This window comes from Paenibacillus germinis, assembly GCF_013141785.1.
Taxonomy (GTDB): Bacteria; Bacillota; Bacilli; order Paenibacillales; family NBRC-103111; genus Paenibacillus_E; species Paenibacillus_E phytorum.
This window is the reverse complement of sequence record NZ_WHOC01000154.1, coordinates 1-24875: the sequence shown is the minus strand read 5'-3', so window position 1 is coordinate 24875 and position 24875 is coordinate 1. Positions and strand designations below refer to the sequence as shown.

26 protein-coding genes are annotated in these 24875 nt (G+C 46.4%); 10 read left to right on the top strand and 16 right to left on the bottom strand.

Going from position 1 to position 24875, the window contains the following annotated elements:
- Window positions 1–40: 40 nt before the first annotated feature.
- The 5 genes from rplT to GC102_RS28870 all read right to left on the bottom strand — a co-directional run bounded on the left by rplT (window position 41) and on the right by GC102_RS28870 (window position 4179).
- On the bottom strand, window positions 41–400 hold the full coding sequence (rplT, locus tag GC102_RS28890; RefSeq protein ID WP_029199204.1) for a 50S ribosomal protein L20: 360 nt from the start codon (window positions 398–400) through the stop codon (window positions 41–43).
- A 40-nt stretch (window positions 401–440) separates the two neighbouring features.
- Window positions 441–644 (bottom strand): 50S ribosomal protein L35, encoded by a 204-nt coding sequence (gene rpmI / locus GC102_RS28885; protein ID WP_171692578.1) that lies wholly within the window; start codon window positions 642–644, stop codon window positions 441–443.
- Between the two features lie 32 nt (window positions 645–676).
- Window positions 677–1177 (bottom strand): translation initiation factor IF-3, encoded by a 501-nt coding sequence (gene infC, locus GC102_RS28880; RefSeq protein ID WP_047681158.1) that lies wholly within the window; start codon window positions 1175–1177, stop codon window positions 677–679.
- A gap of 227 nt (window positions 1178–1404) precedes the next feature.
- Window positions 1405–2640, bottom strand: coding sequence for a glycosyltransferase family 2 protein (locus tag GC102_RS28875; protein WP_171692577.1), 1236 nt, complete (start codon window positions 2638–2640; stop codon window positions 1405–1407).
- A 354-nt stretch (window positions 2641–2994) separates the two neighbouring features.
- Window positions 2995–4179, bottom strand: a complete 1185-nt coding sequence (locus GC102_RS28870; RefSeq protein WP_171692576.1) for a glycosyltransferase family 4 protein — start codon at window positions 4177–4179, stop codon at window positions 2995–2997.
- 190 nt (window positions 4180–4369) lie between these two features.
- Here GC102_RS28870 and GC102_RS28865 point away from each other — a divergent pair, with 190 nt between their 5' ends.
- Both GC102_RS28865 and GC102_RS28860 read left to right on the top strand, forming a co-directional pair.
- Window positions 4370–4897 (top strand): phosphatase PAP2 family protein, encoded by a 528-nt coding sequence (locus tag GC102_RS28865; protein ID WP_171649755.1) that lies wholly within the window; start codon window positions 4370–4372, stop codon window positions 4895–4897.
- A gap of 4 nt (window positions 4898–4901) precedes the next feature.
- Window positions 4902–6032, top strand: coding sequence for an MGDG synthase family glycosyltransferase (locus tag GC102_RS28860; RefSeq protein ID WP_171692575.1), 1131 nt, complete (start codon window positions 4902–4904; stop codon window positions 6030–6032).
- Window positions 6033–6107: 75 nt separating this feature from the next.
- Here the strand turns inward: GC102_RS28860 and trmB are convergent, their stop codons facing one another.
- From trmB to GC102_RS28845, 3 genes are all read right to left on the bottom strand, one after another.
- Complete coding sequence (trmB, locus tag GC102_RS28855; protein ID WP_171692574.1) at window positions 6108–6839, bottom strand: tRNA (guanosine(46)-N7)-methyltransferase TrmB; 732 nt, start codon at window positions 6837–6839, stop codon at window positions 6108–6110.
- A gap of 75 nt (window positions 6840–6914) precedes the next feature.
- Window positions 6915–7124, bottom strand: coding sequence for a hypothetical protein (locus GC102_RS28850; protein WP_171649752.1), 210 nt, complete (start codon window positions 7122–7124; stop codon window positions 6915–6917).
- A 121-nt stretch (window positions 7125–7245) separates the two neighbouring features.
- Window positions 7246–7836: a WGxxGxxG-CTERM domain-containing protein gene (locus tag GC102_RS28845; protein ID WP_312883397.1), complete on the bottom strand. Its 591-nt coding sequence runs from the start codon at window positions 7834–7836 to the stop codon at window positions 7246–7248.
- Between the two features lie 150 nt (window positions 7837–7986).
- Here GC102_RS28845 and mnmL point away from each other — a divergent pair, with 150 nt between their 5' ends.
- From mnmL to GC102_RS28825, 4 genes are all read left to right on the top strand, one after another.
- A complete protein-coding gene (gene mnmL / locus GC102_RS28840; protein ID WP_171692573.1) occupies window positions 7987–8952 on the top strand; it encodes a tRNA modification radical SAM protein MnmL/YtqA in 966 nt (321 codons plus the stop codon).
- A 120-nt stretch (window positions 8953–9072) separates the two neighbouring features.
- Window positions 9073–9663: a c-type cytochrome gene (locus GC102_RS28835; protein ID WP_171692572.1), complete on the top strand. Its 591-nt coding sequence runs from the start codon at window positions 9073–9075 to the stop codon at window positions 9661–9663.
- Between the two features lie 31 nt (window positions 9664–9694).
- On the top strand, window positions 9695–10273 hold the full coding sequence (gene mnmM, locus GC102_RS28830) for a tRNA 5-(aminomethyl)-2-thiouridylate-methyltransferase MnmM (RefSeq protein WP_171692571.1): 579 nt from the start codon (window positions 9695–9697) through the stop codon (window positions 10271–10273).
- 75 nt (window positions 10274–10348) lie between these two features.
- Window positions 10349–11314 (top strand): type I phosphomannose isomerase catalytic subunit, encoded by a 966-nt coding sequence (locus tag GC102_RS28825; RefSeq protein WP_171692570.1) that lies wholly within the window; start codon window positions 10349–10351, stop codon window positions 11312–11314.
- A gap of 497 nt (window positions 11315–11811) precedes the next feature.
- On the opposite strand, the gene GC102_RS28820 is transcribed toward GC102_RS28825, so the two are convergent.
- The 5 genes from GC102_RS28820 to GC102_RS28800 form a co-directional block, all read right to left on the bottom strand.
- On the bottom strand, window positions 11812–13311 hold the full coding sequence (locus GC102_RS28820; RefSeq protein ID WP_171692569.1) for an IMP dehydrogenase: 1500 nt from the start codon (window positions 13309–13311) through the stop codon (window positions 11812–11814).
- 226 nt (window positions 13312–13537) lie between these two features.
- Entirely contained in the window at window positions 13538–13735 is a 198-nt protein-coding gene (locus GC102_RS28815) for a twin-arginine translocase TatA/TatE family subunit (RefSeq protein WP_047681186.1), read from the bottom strand.
- 36 nt (window positions 13736–13771) lie between these two features.
- Window positions 13772–14500 (bottom strand): twin-arginine translocase subunit TatC, encoded by a 729-nt coding sequence (gene tatC / locus GC102_RS28810; protein WP_047681189.1) that lies wholly within the window; start codon window positions 14498–14500, stop codon window positions 13772–13774.
- A 40-nt stretch (window positions 14501–14540) separates the two neighbouring features.
- Entirely contained in the window at window positions 14541–16262 is a 1722-nt protein-coding gene (locus GC102_RS28805; RefSeq protein WP_171692568.1) for a GMC family oxidoreductase, read from the bottom strand.
- 37 nt (window positions 16263–16299) lie between these two features.
- Window positions 16300–17067, bottom strand: a complete 768-nt coding sequence (locus GC102_RS28800; protein ID WP_171692567.1) for a gluconate 2-dehydrogenase subunit 3 family protein — start codon at window positions 17065–17067, stop codon at window positions 16300–16302.
- 153 nt (window positions 17068–17220) lie between these two features.
- On the opposite strand from GC102_RS28800, the gene GC102_RS28795 reads away from it, so the two are divergent.
- Entirely contained in the window at window positions 17221–17601 is a 381-nt protein-coding gene (locus GC102_RS28795; protein WP_246321171.1) for a c-type cytochrome, read from the top strand.
- 46 nt (window positions 17602–17647) lie between these two features.
- Here GC102_RS28795 and GC102_RS28790 read toward each other — a convergent pair whose 3' ends face one another.
- The 3 genes from GC102_RS28790 to GC102_RS28780 all read right to left on the bottom strand — a co-directional run bounded on the left by GC102_RS28790 (window position 17648) and on the right by GC102_RS28780 (window position 21510).
- Window positions 17648–19411, bottom strand: a complete 1764-nt coding sequence (locus GC102_RS28790) for a B12-binding domain-containing radical SAM protein (protein WP_171692566.1) — start codon at window positions 19409–19411, stop codon at window positions 17648–17650.
- Between the two features lie 92 nt (window positions 19412–19503).
- On the bottom strand, window positions 19504–19728 hold the full coding sequence (locus GC102_RS28785; protein WP_171692565.1) for a hypothetical protein: 225 nt from the start codon (window positions 19726–19728) through the stop codon (window positions 19504–19506).
- A gap of 438 nt (window positions 19729–20166) precedes the next feature.
- Window positions 20167–21510 carry an FAD-dependent oxidoreductase gene (locus GC102_RS28780; protein WP_171692564.1) on the bottom strand — a complete coding sequence of 448 codons (1344 nt, stop codon included), beginning with the start codon at window positions 21508–21510 and terminating at the stop codon, window positions 20167–20169.
- Between the two features lie 142 nt (window positions 21511–21652).
- Between GC102_RS28780 and GC102_RS28775 the strand changes: the two genes are divergently transcribed.
- The 3 genes from GC102_RS28775 (at window position 21653) to GC102_RS28765 (ending at window position 24830) form a co-directional block, all read left to right on the top strand.
- Complete coding sequence (locus GC102_RS28775) at window positions 21653–22699, top strand: LacI family DNA-binding transcriptional regulator (protein ID WP_171692563.1); 1047 nt, start codon at window positions 21653–21655, stop codon at window positions 22697–22699.
- 258 nt (window positions 22700–22957) lie between these two features.
- Complete coding sequence (locus GC102_RS28770) at window positions 22958–23851, top strand: RluA family pseudouridine synthase (protein WP_246321174.1); 894 nt, start codon at window positions 22958–22960, stop codon at window positions 23849–23851.
- Between the two features lie 22 nt (window positions 23852–23873).
- Window positions 23874–24830, top strand: a complete 957-nt coding sequence (locus tag GC102_RS28765) for a D-2-hydroxyacid dehydrogenase (protein WP_171692561.1) — start codon at window positions 23874–23876, stop codon at window positions 24828–24830.
- Window positions 24831–24875 lie beyond the last annotated feature (45 nt).

Here is a 24875-nt window from a genome sequence, read left to right as displayed (position 1 = left end):
AAGCCTGCTCCCTAAAGGGAACAGGCTTCTAAGAACGCAATTACGCGTTTACTTTTGCTTTTGCAGCTGTTGCCAAATCGTTGAACGCTTTGGAATCATTCACAGCTAGATCAGCTAAGATTTTGCGGTTGATGTCGATACCAGCCAATTTCAGGCCGTGCATCAATTTGCTGTAGCTCAAGCCGTTTTGACGAGCGCCTGCATTGATACGTGTAATCCACAGTCTGCGGAAGTTACGTTTCGTTTGACGACGGTCACGGTAAGCATACACTAAAGATTTCATTACTTGTTCTTTAGCTGTTTTAAATAAGCGATGCTTGGAACCGAAATAACCTTTTGCTAGTTTCAAAATTTTCTTACGACGGTGAGCGCGAATAAATCCGCCCTTGACTCTTGCCATTGTTAACTACCTCCTGGGATGTATAAATAATGTTCGAATATTAACCTTTAATGTTAGAAAGTTGTTGTTTCAGACGACGTACATCGCCTGGAGCCATAACTGGGTTTGTTCCAAGAACACGTTTAGTACGTGATGATTTACCGGAAAGCAAGTGATTTTTACCTTGTTTGTATCTCATCACTTTGCCTGTGCCAGTAATTTTGAAACGGCCTTTCAAGCTGCTGTGTGTTTTCATTTTCGGCATGGTGTTTTGTTCCTCCTAATTTAGTATAACGCCTAGGTAGTGACTTTCGGCGTTAAGATCATGATCATGCTTCTTCCCTCAAGCTTAGGAGCACGCTCCTGTGAGGAAATGTCAGCTGTTTCAGTAGCTAAACGTTCAAGCACTCTACGGCCAATCTCCGAGTGCGCTATTTCACGACCACGGAACCTGACGCTGGCTTTCACTTTATCGCCTTCGCCAAGAAACTTAACGGCATTGCGAAGCTTTGTTTGGAAGTCGTGCTCATCGATTGTCGCGCTTAAGCGAATTTCTTTGATATCCACGATTTTCTGGTTCTTGCGAGCTTCTTTTTCTTTCTTCTGTGTTTCATAACGGAATTTACCGTAATCCATAATGCGGCATACTGGCGGCTTAGCCGTCGGTGCCACATTTACCAAATCCAAATTCGCGTCAAGTGCGATTTGAAGAGCTTCGCGAATCGGCGTGATGCCGAGTTGTTCTCCGTCCGCCCCAATCAGGCGTACTTCCTTCACACGAATCTCGTCATTAATCATATGGTCTTTGCTAATAGTATTCCACCTCCAAAAAGTATGTAACGCTCTCTCTAACAATATAAAAAAGATGCGGGCGCAGTGGCCCACATCTTCATCAATAACAGGTTCATGCAAACCTATTGTACATTCATGACGATTCATTCAAACCAGCCAACAGGTGTCGGTCAGGTGAGAAGCGGGCGCTTCTGCTTTTACTTGAAATATAATATCATCTCATTCAGAGAAAGTCAACTCACTTGTTTACTTTTCATTTCGTCTAGACGAATCACACGTGTATGCTCCGTATGGCTCCATTGTTTGTTGTTTTGCGTGAAGAACGCATAGAACGTAATTGGCCACCATGAAAGCATAAACACTGGATAAAGAATTAAATATTTATAAACCTTGCCTGGGGCCTTCTCTACTAACATGGATATAGGCAGCAGCACATAAATCGCTATGCTGACGGAGTTAAAGAAAACAGGATTGATATCGGCAAGCATAGGTGTATCTGACCAACCCGGAGTCACGGATTTAATCCAAAGCAGTACGGAGATAATCGCACCGAAAAAGAAGTTATATACGTTAGCAGAGTAGATAGCCGCGTCGATCTTCGTCCAGCTGCCTTCTTTGATACCTTGCCACAACAGAGGGAAGAAATATCGCTTGGCCACATCAAAGTGTCCTTGCATCCAGCGTAGACGCTGTTTGGCTGATACCTTAAACGTGAGTGGCTTCTCATCGTAAACAATCGCCTCGTAGTTGTAAGTCGGCCTGATACCGAGCTTAATGCAACGCATTGAGAACTCTAGATCCTCAACAAGGCTGGTTGCACCCCATCCAATCTGTTTAAGCAGCTTGGACTCAAAGCACATTCCTGTGCCGCCCAAGTAGTTAGCAAGCCCTAAGTTTGTGCGGGGCATTTGCCAGAAACGGTTTGCAAAGTAGTACGAGATTGCGTAGGAACCAGTAACCCAGGAATCGGTAGGGTTCTTACTGTCTAGGTAAGCTTGAATAACTCTGGAACCGGAGCAAAGATCATTGTTCATATGGATCAAGTAATCAGGGCTTGAAAGATTGTCTGCATCAAACATGACAATAGCGTCATACTGACGCTCCCGCTTCCAAAGCACCTTCAGCATCCATTCGATCGCGTAACCTTTCCCTCTCAGGTTCGGGTTATGGCGCTCCATGGCATGAACACCATGACTGCGTGCAATATCCGCTGTATTGTCTGTACAGTTATCACAAATTACGAAGATGTCATAAAGCTCTTTGGGGTAATCCAAAGCCTTCAGATTCTCGATCAATGCGCCAACGACCTGCTCTTCATTATGAGCCGCGACTAATACCGCAAACGATTTCTGTGGAGCGAATTTCTGTTTGTTTTTAGGACGGTACCATCCGAAAAAAGTTAAAAACAACTGATATGCACCGACCAAAGCCAAGCCAATTTGAAAGGTAAGCATAATATTGTCAAGCATGAAGCAAAGTCCCCCTTTTTTTGTTATGCACACAAGCTATCTTTTTATACGCGTATGCGCAGTTTTATGTACAGGTGAATTAATCGTTCTTGATTTTCCTCTCTTTCCATCCATTTGTCAAAGTCTACAATGACGAAAATAAGCCAATTCTCTGAGATTTGGGCGGAACGCGCACAGACTATGCAGCATGTGCTTGAAATCAGATCGTTAATGTCCTGTTTTCAACGTTTTTCATTTTATTGTGTACCAAAAGTTCACCATTTAGACGAACACGATCAAGCCGCCCCCATGTGATACGGGGTTTATTATAATTCACCTGAGCTGTTCCTGACAACTTTTGCGTGGCTGCACCTGTTAACGGATCATACGGTTTGCATGCATGTGGGACTGATTTGCAGATGTCCTATAGGCCACTTCTTCATAGCTGGCCAACAATTGATTAAATATGTGATCCCAAGATTGACGCAGGGCAAACTCCCTGCCTGCAATGGCAAGTCTGTGACGAGTCTCCTGTGATTCATACAATCTTACGATGGCTTGAGTGAAAGCAGCAACCTCGCCAGACGGACAGAGTAATCCCGTCACTCCATGCTCAATAGTATCTTGTACCCCGCCAGCTGCAGCTCCAATCACCGTTGTCCCAGAAGCCATTGACTCTAGAACAACATTGCCGAAAGTCTCTGTCGCCGAAGGAAAAAGAAACACATCTGCAGCCGCATAGAGCTCAGCTAGCTGTGTCCCCTGAACGAATCCGGTAAAAGTAACTCCGGAAGCCCCTCCATAACATTCGCGCAGCACTCCGGCAGACGGTCCGTCACCAGCAATAATTAGATGGCAATCATCTCTGATCGCAGCTGGCAGTGCAGTAAAACTATCTAGTGCGACCTCTACACTCTTCTCAGGGGCTAAACGTCCGACATAAAGCATAACGAACTTTGCAGGATCTACGCCATATGTCCCGAGTACTGACTTTCGGTCCACAATTGGCTGGAAACGTTCCGCGTCGACACCGCGGCTCCAAATCTCTAAATGACTTAAGCCTTTGGCTTGTAGATGCTGCAAAGTAGACTTCGAAGGCACATACACCTTCTGACAGCTTTGATGAAACCATTGCATGTATTTCCATAGCGTAGGCTCCACCCAAGGTATTTTATAATGACTCAAGTATTGGTCGAAGTGAGTATGGTAGGACGCAACTAATGGCGTTTTGTGTTTGCGAGCATGGTGCAAGCCAAAAAGTCCCAAATTGAAAGGGGTTGCACAATGAATGATTGTAGGCTGAAAGGCATGGAGGGATTTGCGAACATTGAGAGGATTTGGGATAGCTAAGCGACATTCGGGGTACAATAAAAAGGGAATACTGTAAAAACGTTCTACACGGAACGGATCGTTGTCACCTTCTGTCATACTAGTAGGAGCAAACACTTTGCAGGCCACATCTTTGGATTCCAAAAACCGCGTCCATCTGCCAAGTGTCTTGGCAACTCCATTTACATCTGGCAGGAATGTATCTGTAAATAAGGCAACTCTCAACCTCATCAGCCCCTTTTACTATTTACCTTCAATTCCCTTATTTCACATCATGCTAGCATAGGAATGTTATCGGGAGATCAGATGAACGTTAAATTAAATTTCTTAAAATTTATTACTGCGTTAATCTTCCTTTAATAAATGTTCTTTACAATAAGACTTAAGAAAGCAACCCCAGCAGCGAAGGAGGCTACTACTCATGAGCAGGGTCGTACACTGGCTTCAGCATCATGAAACACGCGTATTCCACTTTGTGAATCAACGTATTCAGCACTTCTTCCTTGATCATTTCTTTAATAAAATTACACATTTAGGCGGGGCCACAGCCTCCATTGCGATATCCTTGTGCTTTGCATTGTTCGGGCAAGGTCCACTGCGAACAGCAGGTATTCAAGCTCTCCTTGCCTTAACCATCAGTCATATTCCAGTTGCTATTATTAAAAAGAAATATCCAAGACTTAGGCCTTACCTGGTACACCCTCAAACCATTACTTATAAAAACCCGCTGACGGATCATTCCTTTCCTTCCGGGCATACAACCGCTATCTTCTCAATCATTTTTCCTTTTGTTACAGCCGTGCCTGTACTTGGACTTATTCTCATACCGCTCGCATTAATCGTTGGTCTATCACGTATCTACCTAGGGCTGCACTATCCTTCCGATTGTATCGTTGGATGTTTAATTGGAACGACAGCTTCTCTAGTGACAGTAGCTTTCTGGGGGTAAACGAATGGATGTCTTGCATGGTAAAAAACGGGTTCTCATTCTTTCCGAAGGCTTCGGAGCCGGACATACGCAAGCGGCCTATGCACTTGCTGTAAGCTTAGAGCAGCATTGTTCTACAATCGAAACACGTGTATTAGAATTAGGCTCATTCCTGCACCCGACGTTAGCACCTTGGATCATCCATGCTTACAAAAAGACACTAACCTCTCAGCCCAAGCTGTACGGCCGATTGTACCGCTCTCAATACAAAAAATCGCTCAACCGCTTGACGCAATTGGCCTTACATCGCATTTTTTATGCACAGACAGCGGCGATTATCCAGAAGTGGGCTCCTGGGGCTATTGTCTGCACACATCCTTTTCCCAGTGTTGTTGTATCTAGGTTAAAAAGAGCCGGCTTAGACATTCCGCTATGCACGGTCATTACGGACTACGATGTCCATGGAACTTGGGTCAGTAGAGAAGTAAATAAATATATGGTTTCGACAGAAGACGTCAAAAATAAACTGCTGGGCCGCGGTATCACGGCAGCTCAAGTCGAAATTACCGGAATTCCTGTTCATCCAAGCTTTCGTGTTGCCCACGATAAAGCGATGATTCGACAACAATTCCAGCTGGCATCTCTGCCTACCGTACTAGTTATGGGAGGCGGCTGGGGATTAATCGGCGGCGATTCGCTCAGTGAGCACCTGATAACATGGAGAGATCGGATCCAATTTATATTTTGCTTAGGCAATAATGAGAAAGCATTAGCAAAGCTGGCGATGGACACCAGATATCAGCATCCCAATATCCATTTGCTTGGGTTTACCCAAGAAATCGGCAAGCTGATGGAAGCTTCCGATTTGCTCGTTACGAAGCCTGGGGGTATGACCTGCTCAGAAGGGCTAGCAAAGTCGATCCCCATGCTGTTCTATGATCCGATACCGGGTCAGGAAGAAGAGAATGTTCACTATTTTACACAGCTTGGCTTTGGCGAACCGATCCGATCTGCCGATACAATTGCGAACTGGTTATCGATGTTGGCAAGTCGCTACACGGATGTAGAGGCTAAGCGCGTTTCTAATTATCATAAAAAGAAAATGTATCTTCCCTCAGCTGATTGTTCAGAGGTCATTATGCAATTGCTTGGGTGACTCGTGTAAAACAAAAAAAGCTAATCTCCTACCGCAGTTTATGCAGTGGAAGATTAGCTTAATTTGTGTATACATCTATTCCGATTTGGCTTTGTTCAACTGCTCCAGATGAGAAGCAAGCACATTTTCGCCAATAACCACTTCACAGCGATGAATGTTCATGCCTTGTCCGGCGAATTTCGTTTCGTATTCTGTCATAACATGGTCAGGATGAATCCCATCCACATGCAGGTTTAAGGAAATATTTCGCATTCTCAGTCCCATATCGGCAAAAGAATTAAGCGAGAATTCGAACAATGATTGCGAATCGGTTTTCAAATGAATCTCGCCGTTCGCATTTAATATTTGCTGATATTTTTCAACAAAGCCCGGATGCGTTAAACGTCTGCGAGCATGCTTTTTCTTCGGCCATGGATCGCTGAAATTCAAATAAACCCGCTCTAATTCACCTTCTGCAAAAGCTTCCTCAATATGTTCGATATTGAAAAGCATGAGCTTCAAATTCGGAATGCTTGGCGCAGACTCCGCCTCATCATCCGTCTTGATTTCATGAGCATTCTTTGCTTTCTCACTTGCTTTGCGAATCAACTCGTCATACATATCAACACCAATGAAATTAATGTTCGGATATTTCTTACTCATTTCACTAATGAAACGCCCTTTACCCATCCCAAGCTCGGCATGAATCGGGTTGTTGTTACCGAATAACTCGGCCCATTTGCCTTTATATTCCTTGGCATTTAAAACAACGAGTTCCTTTTGACGTTCTATATCTTCTCGAATTCCTTTTCTTCCCCGTAAACGCATCTACTTTTTGCCTCCTACACGTACAAGCTATCGAATACAAATCATAGACGATTCGAGGAAAAAAATCAAAGGGAATTACACTTCCAGTGTATGATAATCAATGGTATTCGATGTGGCTGGAAACAACTTTTGATCCAAAGACCGCAGTACTTTTCGTCTTGCGTTCTTCGATATACTCGGGTCTGCAGCGTATTTCACGCCACTGCTCAAAGCGAATGCTTCTTTAATGGTCAACTCGACGGATAATGTATCAGTATCTAGGGACATCTTAACCAACTCATTCACCTGCTTTCCTTCTGCCTTATTAATGATAGCTTTCGTTAGGATGATGTTCTTTATGAATGGCAGATCATGCTAGCGACAAAGAAAAACGCCCTCCAATTGGAAGGCGCATTAAGATAGATATTTATCTAACTTCATCTCTTCGTTTGTCTTTTCCTCTAAGACCTGTTAAGCCTAACAGACCTAATAGACCAAGCCATCCCCAATTCGTACGATTGCCAGCTGTTGGGGTAGTCGCGTAAGTTCGATAAGATGAAGTATCATAATTCCCAGTGTGTGTACCCTTAGTACTCATTCGGTCCATCATGTTGTTGCTATATTCATTGATATGAGTTCTAATACCAGTACCTGTGCCAGTCCCAGAATAGGAACCTGTACCAGTACCGTATCCCGTATAGGGGCCAGTTGTACCAGTTGTACCAGTTGTACCAGTAGTACCAGTAGTACCGTAAGTACCAGTAGTACCGTAAGTACCAGTAACACCAGTAGTACCAGTAACACCAGTAGTACCAGTAGTACCAGTAGTACCAGTACCTACCGTCGCGTCATAATTACTTCCTGTATATCCCGATGTTGTCGTAGTTCCTGTCCCCGTTGTTCCTGGTGTAGCACTTGGCGTTGTCCCCATCATTGTGTTAGCCATTGCACTAGTTGCCCCAAAGCTTAATGCTGTTGTCAGAGCTACCGCCAAAGTAATTGTACGAAACTTTTTCACTTGTTCAAATCCCCTTTCGGCATGTAATAGTTATGCAAAGTTATCATGCTCCGTATGGCTCCCTTTTAACGGGGAACTTCTTGGAAAGGCAGGGGTCGCTTTCATGCTTCAATTTCGCTACAATTAGGTTGGAAAGAAAGGAGCAACCCTATGTCTACAATTATTCAGGAGTCGCCTCAATTATGGGGGGACAAACGTTTCCATACATGGAATTATGAAATGCGTGAAGCTTTCGGCGGGAAGGTTTTTAAAGTCATGTTGGATGCAGGTTTTACTTGTCCTAATCGTGATGGCAATATCGCAACCGGCGGCTGCACGTTTTGCAGTGCGCGAGGATCAGGTGATTTTGCGGGAAGCCGCCGCGATGATCTAGTTACCCAATTTAATAAGATTCGTGATCTCCAGCATCAGAAATGGCCGGAAGCCCAATATATCGGCTACTTTCAAGCTTACACGAATACGTATGCACCAGTTGAGGAGCTGCGGGAATATTATGAAGTTATTTTAAAACAGCCCGGCGTTGTGGGTTTATCCATTGCTACCAGACCGGATTGTTTACCAGATGATGTGATCGAATACTTGGCGGAGTTGAATGAACGTACCTATTTATGGGTCGAAATGGGCCTTCAAACCGTTCACGAATCAACCTCTGAACTCATCAATCGTGCTCACGACACGCAATGCTATTTGGATGCGGTTGCCAAGCTTCGAAAGCATAATATTCGCACCTGTGCACACATTATTTATGGATTACCTGGGGAGACCCACGAAATGATGCTGGATACCGGACGAGCAGTCGCTCAAATGGATGTTCAGGGCATTAAAATCCATTTACTTCATCTAATGCGTAAAACACCTATGGTGAAACAGTACGAAGCCGGCTTGCTACAGTTCCTGGAAAAAGACGAATATGTGAAGCTTATCGTTGATACGCTCGAATTTCTGCCACCGGAAATGATTGTCCATCGCCTTACTGGAGATGCGCCCCGCGATCTACTGATTGGTCCGATGTGGAGCCTCAAAAAGTGGGAAGTGCTGAATGCTTTTGACAGCCTTTTGAAAGAAAGAAATACTTGGCAGGGTAAACTTTGGAAGGGTAAGGCTGACCAAGGATAAATGTAACGAAAACATAACACTAGAACCCATAAACATTTAAACATTTAAACACATAAAACCAAAATAGATTATTATCCGTTTCCTTTATATAGGTAGAATGACTAAAGGAGATGGATGATCATGATGATGAAACGAGCTCAAGCAGCCATTGTTGGGATGATGCTAGTTGTCGCTGGATGCGGAGGAGAGCCGGCGCCAGTTGCCGTGGAGCCAAGTTCTGTGGCGCCGGCAACGTCACCGCCGGCGGTAGTAAGTGCGTCGCCGGTTGCTGCGGCGACGGCAACACCCGCAGCCGCTACGGTACAGCCGGCGGCAAGCAGCACTCCGCAGCCGAGCGCAGCGGCGACAGCGAAGCCGACTGCTGCTGCGGCGACGCCAGCAGTGAAAGAGGCGGCTACGGCGAAGCCGGCGCCGACTGCAACGCCAGCGCCTGCAAGCGCGGCGCCATCCCCATCCGCTAAGCCTGCGGATGGCGGCACCAGCACCGCAGCCCAGGCGCAGGTGCTGTACAAGGACAACTGCATGTCCTGCCACGGGGCAGGGCTTGCAGGCGACTTTGGGCCGAACCTGACGAAGGTCGGTTCGCACAAAACCAAGGATGAGATCGTTGCGCAGATCATGGGAGGTAAAGGCGATATGCCACCTTTCAAAAGCGCACTGAAATCCGAAGAAATCGAAGTGCTAGCCGCATGGCTAGCAGACAAAAAATGATCGTATAAGCAGCATGGAGGGCTTTTATCGCATGGGTTTTGTTTCGGTACTAAGTTTTGCTCATCAACTAATTAATCAGCGGGCTCAGCCGGGTGATACCGTCATCGACGCGACCTTGGGCAACGGCGTGGATGCCTTGTTCTTAGCGAAGCTGGTAGGCACCCGCGGCAGCGTTTACGGCTTCGATATCCAGCAGCAAGCACTGGATCAAACAAAGATGCGTCTGGAGAAAGAACTTCCAGACGCATCTTCTTGTGTGCACATGAGCCTATGCAGCCATGCGCTCATGGAGGCGGCTGTGCCGCAGGACCGCCACGGCAAGGTCGCCGCGGTCACGTTCAATCTCGGCTACCTGCCCGGCGCCGATCCGGCGACCATCACGAAGCAGGAATCCACCATTCCTGCTCTCGAGGCTGCCCTCCGCCTGCTCCGCAAAGGCGGTATCGTGACCATCGTGCTCTACAGCGGACACGATGGAGGCTCGGAAGAAGCTGCGGCCGTCGAAAGCTGGGCCCAGCGCCTTCCGCTTGCAGCCTTTCAGGTGCTGCGGTACCAATTCATGAATACCAGCCCGCATGCTCCCTATCTCTTAGCTCTAGAAAAAAGATAGACGCATGATATAATGCTAGAGAGTGCATTAGCACTATTAGGTAGGAGAAATTAGAGAAGAAAGTAGGGATAGTTAGTGAAATCATACCCGCTTCAATTTCAACCTGAAATGAAAGAACGTGTCTGGGGTGGAAGAGCCCTAGAAAAGTTTGGTTTTCAGCTTCCAGAAGGCGCTATTGGCGAAGGCTGGATGATTGGCGATCACCCGAATGGAACGACAAAGGTTATTAATGGCGAATTAGCAGGCCTTGGTCTAGACGAAATTCGCGAGAAATACGGCAAAACGTTGTTCGGCACGAAAGGATTTTCCGAGAAAAACGGCCGTTTCCCACTACTCATCAAGTTATTGGATTGCGAAGACGATCTTTCCGTACAAGTTCATCCGAATGATCATTACAAGAATTTGGCTGCCGGCGAGCTCGGCAAAACAGAGATGTGGTACATCCTTGATGCCAAGCCCGGCGCCAAAATTATATACGGTATGCAAGAAGGCGTTACACGTGAAAGCTTAGCACAGGCAATTGCAGAGAACCGCATTTTGGACTGCTTACAGGAAGTGCCTGTTGAAGCCGGTGATTCCTTTTACATCCCAGCAGGAACTGTCCATGCTCTTGGCGCTGGTGTCCTAGTTGCCGAGATTCAGCAAAATTCCGATACAACCTATCGTTTATACGATTATAATCGTCCTGGACTGGACGGTAAACCTCGTGATCTTCATATTGAAGATTCGCTCAACGTTATCGCGTATGAAGGCTCCGGCTCCACTTTCATGAAAACAGATTTGAATGAAGCTAGCACATGGTTAACGCTCGCCCAGTCTCCTTTCTTCACCGTGGAAAAAGGCCTAGTAGGACCGAAATGGGAGCTAAGCACTTCTCCTGAAAGCTTCGTCATCCTCGTTATTGCAGACGGTAACGGAACCCTCCAGTGGGCAGATGGCAGCATCTCCACGAAGCCTGGCGACTGCTTCCTGCTTCCTGCCGATCTTGGCAGTTATGCGCTAGAAGGCAACATGACGGTCATTCGCAGCTACTTGCCTTAATTGATGTTCGATGAAGAACGTCCCACTCATCTTTTGATGAATAAGGGGCGTTTTTTTGTTATGCCTAATGCATGTGAGCTTGCGCGTTGGGGATTACTAACTGACGGGGATATCACTTTGGGGCTTACTTGAATTGGTACCTATCATCAGATTAGATGTAAAAAGTGCATCTAATCTAGCCAATATGCTCGATTCCATAAGAATACATGTAAAAAGTACATCTAATTCGACGAATATGCTGCGTTTTGGTGGAATATGCGGAAATTAGACGCACTAAATACATCTAATTTCCTGAAACCAGAGACAAGACCGATATTAGATGCACTATTTGCATCTAAATGAGAAGACACATAAACTATTCAAAAGTGTCTGAATGAGGTCATTTTGCTGATATATTGTTTACTTGGAGCAGAAAGCTATATTATGGATTAGTCCAAAAAGGCTCTCCACCTATCATCTCTAAGATGATTGTGGAGAGCCTTTTCTATTCCCAGCTACTATTCTTCGGATAAGCTGCTCTCTTTTAAAATAACGTCGTGCGCTCCGCCTTCAACAAGGCTGGTTGCGGAAACGAGCGCAATTCTCGCTTTGCTTTTCAGCTCGTCCAAGCTTAATGATCCACAGTTGCACATCGTGGACTTTATTTTGCCAAGCGTCTTGTCCAGGTTCTCCTGCAGGCCTCCAGCATAAGGAACATACGAATCGACGCCTTCCTCAAACAAGAGCTTGTTTTTGCCGCCCGTATCATAACGCTGCCAGTTGCGGGCACGATTGGAGCCTTCTCCCCAGTATTCTTTCACGAAGTTGTTGCCAACTTTCAGCTTTCTGGTCGGGCTCTCATCGAAACGTGCAAAATATCGGCCCAGCATAACAAAATCAGCGCCCATGGCTAAGGCTAATGTAATATGGTAGTCATGTACGATACCACCATCGGAACAGATTGGAATGTAGGTACCTGTATCTTTGAAGTATTGGTCTCTGGCTTCAACAACTTCCATAAGGGAAGAGGCTTGTCCGCGACCAATCCCTTTTTGCTCCCGAGTGATACAGATAGACCCGCCGCCGATGCCGACTTTAATGAAGTCCGCTCCTGATTCCACAAGATAAAGGAACCCTTCACGGTCTACAACGTTGCCTGCGCCGATCTTCACATTGAAATTCTCTTTCACATACTGAACCGTTTCACGCTGCCATTCGCTGTAACCATCTGAAGAATCGATGACCAGAATGTCTACTCCCGCTTCAACAAGCGCAGGCACTCTTTCTTTATAATCCTTCGTATTAATCCCCGCACCAACAATATAGCTTTTGTTACCGTCCAGCAGCTCCATCGGATTTTCTTTATGCTCATCATAATCCTTGCGGAAAACGAGGGTGTCGAGTTTCTGATGCTCATCCACAATCGGTAAACAATTCAGCTTGTGGTCCCAAATTAAATTGTTTGCTTCCGATAAAGTAATGCCTGATTTGCCGTAAATCAATTTATCAAAAGGCGTCATAAATTGATGGATTTGGCGATCCAGAGGGTCACGACTTGTCCGGTAATCACGCCCTGTTACAATACCAAGCAATTTTCCATTCGCTGTACCATCGTCGGTAATGGCAACTGTAGAATGGCCTGTTTCCTCCTTCAACGCCAGTACATCACTTAGCGTATGCTGGGGAGTTAAGTTCGAGCGGCTAACTACAAATCCTGCCTTGTACCCTTTTACTTTACGCACCATAAGTGCTTCTTCTTCAATCGATTGCGAGCCAAAGATAAACGAAATCCCGCCACTCCGCGCCAAAGCAATCGCCATTCCATGATCGGATACAGCCTGCATGACAGCAGATGAAAACGGGATATTGAGCGAGATCGCAGGCTCCTCACCTTTATTGAATTTAACTAACGGTGTCTTAAGCTTCACATTCGCCGGTGTACATTCCTTCGTTGTAAGATTAGGAATCAACAAAAACTCACTAAACGTGCGGGATGGTTCTAAGTAATACGTAGCCACTTTACGATTCCCTCCTTTGATCCATAGGTAAATTTTTTCAATCTTATCACTGAACCTCACCTGTGGTCAATGGATTTTTTTAGCAAATACCAATAAAGGCGTTACAAAACGGCGACCTATCGGCAGCTCGCTCTGTAACGCCTAAAAACCAATTTTACACCGGCTATTCGCGGGCGTATTTCACGCACCGCTAACATGTAGCCTTTTTTTCAAAAGATGGACGGACTTAAAGCGGCTTCTTGCCCTCATTCTCAATAAGTGGATCACGCTCATTATCTTCAATGATATTACGGGTAGAGTTGCGAAACTCGCGGAGCGTATCACCAAACGCTCGACCAAGCTGAGGCAGCTTAGACGGACCGAACACGATTAAAGCGATAGCTAGAATTAACACTAACCCAGATACACCAATATTGTTAAACATGAACATCATCCTCTTTTCTTTGTGCATAATTGAAAGTCAGCTGTTCGCAGGACTTTCCTGCATGGTTCGCCATTGCCAGCCCGCAACCATAACACTAATTTCAAACAACAGGATTAATGGCAGCGTGACCGATAGATGAGATATCATATCGGGCGGGGAGATGCATGAGCCTATGATCGCTAAACCAACGTAGGCGTATTTTCTCGTCATTTTCAATCGCTGCGGCGTCAGCAGACCGATTCTTGTTAGAAATAGAACAACTACGGGCAATTCAAAGGCGATTGCCATGGGGAATACAACTTCGAACAAAAACGAAAAGTAGCGGTCGATTCCATACGTTTCCACAGCGCCGACCGTGTGATTCATACGTATCATAAAACGAATCATCATCGGAAATACCACCCAATAGCTGAACGATACCCCGATAATGAACAGTGCAAATGACACCGGTATGTATGGAAGGGTGCTCTTAGCCTCCGCGTCCGTAAGACCAGGACGAACGAATGCCCACACTTGATAAAGCAGCACTGGAACTGTGAACAATAAAGCAACCAGGAAAGCGCACTTCATGTAGATTGCCAGCCCGTCCGTGAACGAGAACACGTTCCACTTTATCTCGCCCACCAAAGGTTGCGATTTCATATACCGCAGGATTCTAGGCGAAACATACAACCCAATGCTTAGTGTAACCACAAACCATGCGAACACAATCAGCAAACGTTTGCGGACTTCGGTCAAATGAAAGATCCAATCTTCCTGCTCCATCCCTTCACCCCATTAAACAAAGTCCTCTGCCTTAACTTGATTAAACAACCATTCCACCTTGTTTCAAATATTTCGCAATTCCTTCTACAGCCCGATAAGCAAGTGCCCCGACCGTACCCGTAGGGTTGTAGCCGCTGTTATGTGCGAAAGCTGACGCTCCGACAACGAAAACATTTTCAGCATCCCACATTTGCATGTAGGAATTTACGGCTGAAGTTGAAGGGTCTGCCCCCATAATGACGCCCCCGGTATTGTGCGTAGATTGATAAGGGACGATATTGTAAGGTCCTAATTGATCCGATGAGCCTATTGTCGTAGCCTTCATTTCCTTCATGATTTCAGCTGCCTTGCCAGCCATGAATTTGACCATTTGCCGGTCCTGCTCCTCAAAATCGAAAGTAACTCGAGGCAGCGGCAGGCCATAAGCATCTTTATAGGTAGGATCCAAGTCCACATAATGATGCTTCCATGGCAAACTGCTGCCCTGAGGAGATACAGCCAGTACACTGTTCGCATATTTGAGTGACTTTTGCTTGAAGTCTTTCCCCCATGTCGGTGTTCCTTTCGGAACCGAGTTGGTAGCGATGGGCCGCTGCCCCGTCTGTGAAATGCGCATTCCAGCCCCATGAAGAAAGTTAAGATTACTATGGTCGAAATTGTCTCCATTGAAATCAGGAATTTCCATACCAAGTGATCCTGCGCCGGCATACAAATTGAATTCCTTATCGTCAAAAAATCCGGCGGCTGAGCCCCCATTGGTCTGATAGCAATAATTTTTCCCGATAACTCCTTTGCCAGTAGCCGGATCGTAAGGCTTGCCCAACTTCGAAGTTAGCAAGAGCTTAATGTTATTGAACACGTAGCTCGCCATAATGACCACATCAGCCGGCTGCTCAAACTGTTCTCCCGTTATCGTGTTAATATAAACAACGCCACTAGCTTTCTTACCGTCATTGAGAATTTGTATAACATTAGAATAGGTACGCAGCTCAAAATTCCCTGATTTCTGGGCAACTGGAAGTACAGTGACCACGGCATCTGCCTTCGCTCCGTATTCGCAACCAAAGCGTTCACAGTATCCACAATATTGGCAGGCTGCCCGGGTGATCCCATCGGGATTCGTATATTGTTCCGACAGGTTGGCCGAAGGCATCATATAGGGGTGATATCCCAGCTTTTTCGTTGCTTCTTCAAACAGCTTCAAGACCGGAGTTTTCACCATCGGTTTAGTAGGAAAAGGGCTCGAGCGCTTACCAACCAAAGGGTTTTGGTCTGGATCGCCAGAAATTCCGGCCATCTTCTCGAATTTGTCAAAATACGGCTCTAATTGATCGTAGGTAATACCCCAATCCTGAATGGTCATTCCATCTGGTATTTTCTGTTTCCCATACCTCTCAACCGTTTTACTATAAATTTCAAAATCGTAAGGAAGAAACCGATAGGTTTGCCCGTTCCAGTGTATGCTTGCTCCGCCAAGTCCTTCCCCTAGCAGGAAAGAACCGTGTTCACGCATCGGAACTGCGGTCATTTTCTCCGTATTGCGAAACGTTACCGTTTCCTTCGATAGATCCTGCATGAGATCCAACCGCTGGGCATAACGCAGTTCATCATGCACCATATAGTAATCCTGTGTAGCTCGCGGCTTCCCGCGTTCCAATCCAACTACCTTAACACCTTGCTTAGCTAATTCCGCGGCAATGATGCCCCCGACCCATCCCATTCCAACAATCACAACTGGAACTTTCGGCATTTTTGTAGCCATATGCTCTTTCCTTTCTCACCTGTGTTTTGTGTTTTCACTAATGGGCGAAATGATCATGCAAACTACGCGGATCCATGACCACGAACTGATCTTTCTCCATAATACTGGCGTAGGTCATCTGATTACCTGGATATTTACGCATCTTCCATCCCAACATGTTCTTGTTACCCCCATACAACGGATCGCAGTAAACGCCCTCCATGGTCAGCCTGCAGAACAGATTGAAGAATGTTTTGCCCGTTATTCCGTTAATGACCATGATCTCGCCTTTTTCCATGGATGTCAGAATCGCGTCCTTCTCCTCCGGCGTCAAATCAACAAAGGACTTGGAATATTTGGTTTTGCAAGCCTCTTCCATACTTTGAAGCCCCATCGTGAATAACTCGTGGCGCTTGATGCTTTGATAATCCCCCTGCGTCACTTCCCCTTTTATAAAAGGTCCTGTCCGATACTCACGGGAATTCACTCCCCATGGACTGGCCAATTGATGGTCAATATAAAAAACGACGCCCAAATCTGTCGCTCCCGGTCCATTTTCATCTTTGGGAAAAATACGTTCAGCCGCCGCTTCTGTCAACTGCAGCTGCGCTTGATTGAAAAACATAGGGGCTTGATTGTAATCGGCTGCAGCTTGTGGCGCTGAAGATGGTACTGGTGCAGGAGCCGCCTGTTTTTTTCCAAATCCTCCTGAAATCGCACTGCCGACTACGCCCCCCACTACTACACCGCCAATAGCAGTCCCGGTATATTTCAAAAAACGACGCCGTGAGTGATCTGGAGAACTTACTTTGTTTTTATCCGCCAATTTCTCATCCTCCTTGGAGTTTTTAGTATAAATTGGTTGTTATGGATAGGATGAGCGACCGGTTCATTAATTATTCCGATTGCATGAAAAGTAGCGAATTCGGGAAATGTAGTGACAGAACTCGAATGAAGTAAAAGAAGGAGAATGATGCAGTTGAACAAATCATTTCTATGCCTCTTTCTATTGTTAGCCTTCTCCCTAGCAGCTTGTGGGAAGACGACACCTCCGGCAACAACGGGAACTCCAGCAGCTACAGGAACCCCAACGGCAACAGGAACCCCAGCAGCAACTAGCGGCGGGGCAACAACCAAAGTCGACGCCCAAGCTGTTTTTAAACAAAGCTGCGTGAGTTGCCATGGTGTTAACCTTGAGGGTGCAGTAGGACCTAATTTACAGAAAGAAGGCAGTAAGCGTTCCAAGGACGAGCTTGCAACGATTATAACGAATGGCAAAGGCGCGATGCCCAGCTTCAAAGGGAAGCTTACGGATGATGAAATCAGCTCTTTGGCTGTTTGGCTAGCAGACAAGAAATAATGGATGAAAAAAAGCTTCGCTCTCCGAGAAGGAAAGCGAAGCTTTTTTATGTTGCCGCCAATTGGCGCAGCGGCATGGTATAGTAGCTAGCCGGCTGCTGAGCGTCCGGCGGGAAGTGAACAACAAGCAGCTCTTTGCTGCTTTCGTCGATCTCTCCGCTCTGCAGATACGTCTGCAAAGCGAAAGGCAATACCTCAAGCATCGCGTGCTTGTGGAGGTCTTTTTCATTGATGCGGAGGCTCTGGAAGTCTCCACTCACGAGCTCAGGCTGCTCTGCCAGGAGCCTCAGGTACGCGTTCTGCTCGGACTTCTCCAAGGTGAAGTCCCACCAGATTTTGCGCGGCTTATATTTATGGCCCAGGAAATAATCCAGCTTCATCAGGCCTTCAATGACGTGCATGTTTATCGTTTCACGATGCATCAGGAAGTCGCGCAAGCGGGTAAATAAATCCTCAAGCTGATGCCCAATCTTCTGCCAACCGCGGCCTTCCCAGAAGTCGCCGAACTCTTGAAAGAAATCAAACGCCGAGGCGAATTCTTTGGCGATTAAATATTTGACCGTATGATCCATGCGATGCGCGTTCCAATATTTCTCGAGCACATCCTCCACCCGTTTGATGCGAATCAAATCGGTGAATGGCAGAATGTCATTGCCGAGAATCTCATATGGAGCATGGTCCATATAGACGTAGCCGTATTTATGAGCGTCATTACGCATACCCGTGCCACGAAGCATTTTCAGGAATCCGAGCTGCAGCTCTTCCGGACCTAGTTCAAAGACATCGTTAAACGTCTTGCGGAACGAGTTATAATCCTCTTCCGGCAAGCCGGCAATAAGATCAAGATGCTGATCGATTTTCAGACTATTTTTAACCTTAGATACCGTACGGCTCAGTTTGAAGAAGTTCTGCCTGCGCTGCACCAAATCGTTGGTCGTGTCATTCGTAGATTGAACCCCAATCTCGAAGCGGAATATACCCGGAGGGGCATTCTCTGCTAGGTAATCAAGTACTTCTGGACGCATAATGTCCGCAGTAATCTCAAACTGGAACACGGTGCCGCGATGATTCTCAATGAGGAATTCAAAGATTTCCATCGCATAATCACGCTTAATATTAAACGTCCGATCCACGAACTTGATTAGCTTCGCGCCGGAGTCAATTAAGTACAGCAGGTCTGACTTGGTACGTTCCATATCAAAATACCGCACACCGACCTCAATACTCGACAAGCAGAATTGACAGGAGAAAGGGCAGCCACGGCTCGTCTCGAAATATACAACACGATTAGCCAGACTCGGCACATCCTCTGCAAAACGATGCGGAGACGGGATATCATCCAGCTTCAGCTTAGGTCTGCCCGGCATCAGTATGACTTCTTCGCCTTTGCGATAAGCTAGTCCGTATACAAAATGATATTTGCGAGTCGTCGAAATTTCCGTCAGCAGCTGGTGGAAGGTCTCTTCCCCTTCGCCCATCACAATGAAATCGACCTCAGGAATGCGATTCATCCAGTACTCAGTATCATAGGAGACTTCGGGGCCGCCTAGCATGATCAAGAGATCTGGTCGAATCTTTTTGATCATTTTAATAATCGTTATCGTTTCTTCAATGTTCCAAATATAACAAGAAAAACCCAGTACATCCGGGGCTTTTTGATAAATGTCCGAAACGACGTTCATGACAGGGTCTTTAATCGTATATTCTGTAATTTCAACGTCAAAATCCTTCTCGCAGAACGCTTTCAGATAGCGTAAAGCCAAGGAGGTATGAATGAATTTGGCATTAAGTGTGGATACAAGTACTTTCATTATCAAAAAACCTCGTTCTGTTCTCGTTTATCGTACAATCTAATTCTACACGAAAACCGAGGAAATACAAAGGTAAGCCCTCCCAAAGAAGACTAAAGAACCATATCATCATCCAACTGAGGATTCTCATAAGGAAACTGCAAATAGGAAGCTTCCTGAATCGCATTTTTCCACCGTTCGGCATGGGAATACAGCTGATCTTCGACTTCTTGGATTCTTTGTTGCAATTCACCGGTATTTTCGGCGGGGCCACTTTGCAAAGCCTTTTGCAGGGTGGTGCGCTCTTCGAACCATTGCGTTAACTGATATAAAAGCATAAGGAATTCCCACCTTTTCTCACACTTTGTGTTGCAGCATGTAAGTAGAAGTGTTCCCTTATTTGGAGGTGGGCATACAGGTGGATACTGCTGTAAGGTTGGATTTCGGCTTCTTGGCCTACTTATTACCGCTTCGCCGACGTTTATGCTTACTTTGGGGTCTATTGACCTTCTAGGACATTCGAATCGGTATTCAGAACGACATTCATACTTCTATTGGATTTTTCCAATGAAGTCTACTCTCAGCCTTCGAATTTCGTTCTTCTATTGGAATAATCCAATGGAATTGACTTTTAGGCCGCCAAATACATACTTTCACTGGATTTAATCCAATGGAATCATAAGCTTGGTATCCGAAGTAGGGAACTCAGACCCAAAGAACCACAAACGCTAATTAAAGCGCCGTGGTTCATCTTCTGTTATAAGTGAGGATGTCCGCTACTTCAACACTGCCCCGTCTTGCACGAGAACAGATTGCAGCTCCGCAATATCAATTTGCGCAGGTTGAATACCATGCTTAACAGCAAGTCCTGCAGCTGAACCGGCTGCTTGCCCTGTTGCCATACAGCTTGGAGTGAGACGCGTTGTTGCGAGTGCTTCATGCGTCGTTGAGATACAGCGCCCGGCGGTGAGCAGGTTCTCGATTTTTTGCGGCAGCAGGCAGCGGTATGGGATATCGTAAGCTCCGTCACCTTCAACCCATGCAGCGGTTACACCTTTGCCGGATGGATCGTGAATGTCGATCGGATAACCGCTGCGTGCGATAACATCTTCAAAATGGCGTCCTTGCACGACATCGGCAACCTGCAGCGCATACTGGCCGTCAATACGGCGCGTTTCGCGGATACCGATTTGAGCGCCTACCGATGAAATCGAGGCTTTTTCGAAGCCAGGCAGGTTGTTCTTCATGAACTCTGCTACCATTAACACCTGCTTACGCCCCAGCTCTTCAGCTTCTGTCAAATCCTCAACATTAGTTCCATCGAACCCTTGTACACGCGTAGTGTTGACCAGTACTTCGTCGGCTTCAGGACCTGTGAAGAAGAGCACTTGATCTCGATTAATCGGCAGGTTCGCTTCCTTCCAGTGCTTGTAATAACCCAAAACACCGGACAAAGGCAGATCTGCAAGCTCATCAATTGGTGTCTTTTTATAAAATTCATCCGGATGGTCGATCATGTACTGTTTGACGACTACCAAATCCACACCGCGCATCCGGAACTTCATCGTCATCGGTTGTGTGAGTTTATCGCCGTCACGCCCTTGTAAACAAGGTGCTCCTGATAGATAAGCAAGATCCGCATCTCCTGTTGTATCGATAAATACTTTGCCCTTCACATCAATTCTACCCGACTTGGACGTCAATTGTACGGACTGGATACGGTTGTCCACGGTCTCTACATGATCAACAAAGCTATGGAATAGCAGCTTAACACCCGCTTCTTTCAACATATCAACAGCAAGCACTTTATAAATCTCAGGGTGGTATGGCGTAATTGTATTCACAAATCCCACCGTGTCTCGAAGATGGCCTGGGGATGCATTCATTGCCATGAGGCGGTCGATAATTTCTTGCGCTAGTCCTTTAATGACTTGCTTGCCATCTGTTGTATGAAAAGTCATCCATGGATAAACAAGCGCAGCGGTTGACATCCCGCCAATAAAGCCGTATTTCTCTATCAAAACCGTCTTGGCCCCGCTCCGTCCGGCCGCAATGGCTGCGTTCACACCTGCTGGACCTCCGCCTACAACGACGATATCTGCTTCTATTATTTTGTTCATCTGTATTCGCTCCCTTTGTTTAAGTTCTTCTGAGTTCCTTGCTTCCCACTTAGTGTAGTTTAAATTCAACCTTCTTTTTAGTTTAAAATTAGTTTAAAATTACAGTTCATTCATTAAATTAAAAAGGGGAATTACCCGACCTATGCGCAAACGAATTACGCTTCATGATTTGGCCGCTGAGCTCGGTCTTACGATACAAACGGTGTCTAAAGCGCTGCGTGGACTCCCCGGAATGTCCGAACAGACACGAAGTGAAGTGTTCCGGCTTGCACGCGAGCTTGGCTATATGACCAAAGATCAGAAACAAACGCTGCAGCTGGATCATATTTCACCCTATCCTGTTGTGAAGCGCCGGTTTGTGCTAGTCCAAAACAAACAGTCTTTAAACTTCAATCGACTATTGCTGCAAGGACTGCACGAAAGATTCATGGAATTCGGCCACACCGTGCAGCCTCTCCTCATTCCTCCACAGCTAAAGCCATCGCAATTTGAAGCATGGGCCGAGGATCAAGAACTGATGTATGCGGAAGGTGTGTTCATTGCACCGCGGATGAATTTGGATCTTCTGGAGCTGAAATTGTTGGAGCTTCCGCTCCCTCGCATTCTGTTAAACTTCCCACCGCCGGAAACCAAAGTAGATAGTGTGATATGGGATGTATACGAGGCTGTTTTTCAAGCTGTTCGAAGGCTTGTGCGAATGGGGCATCGGAAGATTATGTATGTGGGAGATGCGTTGGATCAACGTGGCTTCGTTATCCGGTGGCAGGCCTTTCGCGAGGCGATGAAAGAAGCCGGGTTTTCGGTGGATCCGCAGGAACACGCAACGGAGCGAGATGGCACAGATCAGTGGCTGCAGAATTTCGGAGTGCTCTATAGGACGCACAAGCCCACTGCCGTTATTTGCGGTATCGATGAGGAAGCTGCTCCTGTGTATCACACGCTGCGCCGCTTAGGGATTGCTGTTCCACAGCAATGCTCCTTAGTAGCACTGCTCAATGAACAAAGTGACACGCTCCCACTGTGCTCGCGCCCGCAGCTGCCGATTCGAGAAACCGGCTATCGCGCGGCGGATCGGATGCTTTGGCGGATAGCGAATCCGCATTTACCATTTGAACATGTGCGGTTACAGGGAGAATTTTTCGCGGGGAGCACGATTCAGAAGCTGGCGGGACAGGTAGCGGATAAGTAAATTCCCTTAGGACGTAACTTGAAAGTCGCGCGCTATATAGGATCTTCCCTCATAGCGTTTCTTTTGCTTTTGCGAACGTGGTATATTGTAAGGTGAATGATCTGACCGGAAGGTAAGCGATCGCAATAGGAGGTCTTTTTTATGCAAAAGAAGCAAGGTAAGTTTCAGAGTCCAAATAAAAGCCAAAACCAGAATCCCAAATTCAAGCAAAATAAGAGTCAGAGCCAGAGTCCTACTCCAACAAAAGGAAACCAAGAGATGAGCACTCGCCAGTACACCGTTAAGGAGTCCTCTGAGCTTCTGCCTTTTTTAATAGAAAAGCTTTCGAGCTTGGGTCGGAATTCGGTTAAAGCCATACTTGCCCGTGGACAAGTCGCAGTGAATGGCAAACCCGTAACAGCTTACAACTATCCCTTGCAGCCAGAGCAAACGGTCACCATTAACAAAGATAAAATCGTCGAAGATATCCCGCTCGCTGGTATGACGATTTTGCATGAAGATGAAGATGTGATTGTCATTCAAAAGGATGCCGGGCTATTATCTATCGCCACAAATACGAAAGAAAATGAGATTACAGCCTATCGTCAGCTCACGGCACATGTTCGGAACCACGATCCGAAGGCTCGGATTTTCGTTGTACATAGACTGGATCGAGATACATCTGGCGTGATGATGTTTGCCAAAAACGAGGAGGCTCAGCAGCACCTACAGAACACTTGGCAGGAAAGTGTCAAAGAGCGTACTTACGTTGCACTAGTTGAAGGTATGGTAAAGAAGCCTGAAGGGACCATTTCCTCATGGCTCAAAGAGCATACGAAGTCGCTTAAAATGTTTTCGACGCCGTATCCGAATGATGGACAACACGCAGTTACTCATTATAAAACGCTGCAAGCGAACAAGAGCTTCTCACTGTTAGAAGTTAATCTCGAAACCGGCCGCAAGAATCAAATCCGCGTTCATATGCAGGACATCGGTCACCCCGTTGTTGGCGATAAGAAATACGGTTCAAAGACGAAGGAAATCGGCCGCCTTGGACTGCATGCGCGAGTGCTTGCATTTTTGCATCCGACAACGGGTCAGCTGCTGCGATTTGAGACGCATATTCCGAAGGTGTTTTTGAATCCGTTTAAAGAGTTACCTGTGAAGAAATAAATGGCTTGGGGAGCGATAAGAGATGCAAATCGTTGTGCTTGATGGCTACACACTAAATCCTGGCAATCTGGACTGGAACGTATTAGATTCACTCGGTGAGCTTGCTGTCTACGATCGAACTGCTGAATCGCAGATCATTGAACGCGCTGCTGACGCGGAGATTGTGCTGACGAATAAGACGCCGCTTTCTGCTCAAATGATTCAACAACTGCCCAAGCTTCGCTATATTGGCGTACTTGCGACGGGATACAATATCGTTGATATTCAGGCGGCCAAGGAGAATGGCATTATTGTCACAAACGTTCCTGCTTACAGCTCGAATTCTGTTGCTCAATTGGTCTTTGCTTTGTTATTGGAGTTTTGCCATCGGGTGCAGCAGCATAGTGACAGCGTGCTTAATGGAGATTGGTCTGGGTCGATTGATTTCAGCTACAGCCGATCTCCGCTCATGGAGTTAAGCGGTCAAACCATGGGGCTAATTGGCTTAGGGCAAATCGGCAAACAAACCGCGTTGATCGCGCAAGCGATGGGGATGAAAGTTATCGCGACTGGTAGCGGAAGAAATGTCCCTCAACCTGTTGAGGGCATCGAGTGGGTGCAGCTCGACGAGCTGCTACAGCGCTCTGATGTCATTAGTCTCCACTGTCCGCTGACACCGGCTACGAATCAACTGATAGATGCTAAACGGATAGCTCTGATGAAACCGACAGCTATTTTAATTAATACAGCACGAGGCGGTCTTCTCAATGAGGAGGATGTCGCTCATGCGCTCAACGAAAGCAGATTGGCAGGAGCCGGTCTCGATGTCCTGACCGTAGAGCCTCCTCGGCCAGACAATCCCTTGCTGCATGCACGAAATGTGATCATTACCCCGCATATCGCGTGGGCAACTAAAGAAGCACGAGCTAGACTGATGGATACGGCGGTTGGTAATGTACGTGCTTATCTAGATGGGCGTCCGGTGAATGTGGTTGGGTAGTGTGTGGAGTACGGTGGAGTGAGTAGTGAATGAATGAATGAATGA

Coding starts and splice junctions, on each gene's coding strand:
- GC102_RS28770 (WP_246321174.1), top strand. CDS start 22,958: ATGAGCACTCGCCAGTACACCGTTAAGGAGTCCTCTGAGCTTCTGCCT.
- tatC (WP_047681189.1), bottom strand. CDS start 14,500: ATGGAGCAGGAAGATTGGATCTTTCATTTGACCGAAGTCCGCAAACGT.
- GC102_RS28815 (WP_047681186.1), bottom strand. CDS start 13,735: ATGTTTAACAATATTGGTGTATCTGGGTTAGTGTTAATTCTAGCTATC.
- GC102_RS28875 (WP_171692577.1), bottom strand. CDS start 2,640: ATGCTTGACAATATTATGCTTACCTTTCAAATTGGCTTGGCTTTGGTC.
- mnmL (WP_171692573.1), top strand. CDS start 7,987: ATGTCTACAATTATTCAGGAGTCGCCTCAATTATGGGGGGACAAACGT.
- GC102_RS28805 (WP_171692568.1), bottom strand. CDS start 16,262: ATGGCTACAAAAATGCCGAAAGTTCCAGTTGTGATTGTTGGAATGGGA.
- GC102_RS28765 (WP_171692561.1), top strand. CDS start 23,874: ATGCAAATCGTTGTGCTTGATGGCTACACACTAAATCCTGGCAATCTG.
- GC102_RS28780 (WP_171692564.1), bottom strand. CDS start 21,510: ATGAACAAAATAATAGAAGCAGATATCGTCGTTGTAGGCGGAGGTCCA.
- GC102_RS28785 (WP_171692565.1), bottom strand. CDS start 19,728: ATGCTTTTATATCAGTTAACGCAATGGTTCGAAGAGCGCACCACCCTG.
- rplT (WP_029199204.1), bottom strand. CDS start 400: ATGGCAAGAGTCAAGGGCGGATTTATTCGCGCTCACCGTCGTAAGAAA.
- mnmM (WP_171692571.1), top strand. CDS start 9,695: ATGGGTTTTGTTTCGGTACTAAGTTTTGCTCATCAACTAATTAATCAG.
- GC102_RS28865 (WP_171649755.1), top strand. CDS start 4,370: ATGAGCAGGGTCGTACACTGGCTTCAGCATCATGAAACACGCGTATTC.
- infC (WP_047681158.1), bottom strand. CDS start 1,177: ATGATTAATGACGAGATTCGTGTGAAGGAAGTACGCCTGATTGGGGCG.
- GC102_RS28835 (WP_171692572.1), top strand. CDS start 9,073: ATGATGATGAAACGAGCTCAAGCAGCCATTGTTGGGATGATGCTAGTT.
- GC102_RS28860 (WP_171692575.1), top strand. CDS start 4,902: ATGGATGTCTTGCATGGTAAAAAACGGGTTCTCATTCTTTCCGAAGGC.
- GC102_RS28775 (WP_171692563.1), top strand. CDS start 21,653: ATGCGCAAACGAATTACGCTTCATGATTTGGCCGCTGAGCTCGGTCTT.
- rpmI (WP_171692578.1), bottom strand. CDS start 644: ATGCCGAAAATGAAAACACACAGCAGCTTGAAAGGCCGTTTCAAAATT.
- GC102_RS28870 (WP_171692576.1), bottom strand. CDS start 4,179: ATGAGGTTGAGAGTTGCCTTATTTACAGATACATTCCTGCCAGATGTA.
- GC102_RS28790 (WP_171692566.1), bottom strand. CDS start 19,411: ATGAAAGTACTTGTATCCACACTTAATGCCAAATTCATTCATACCTCC.
- trmB (WP_171692574.1), bottom strand. CDS start 6,839: ATGCGTTTACGGGGAAGAAAAGGAATTCGAGAAGATATAGAACGTCAA.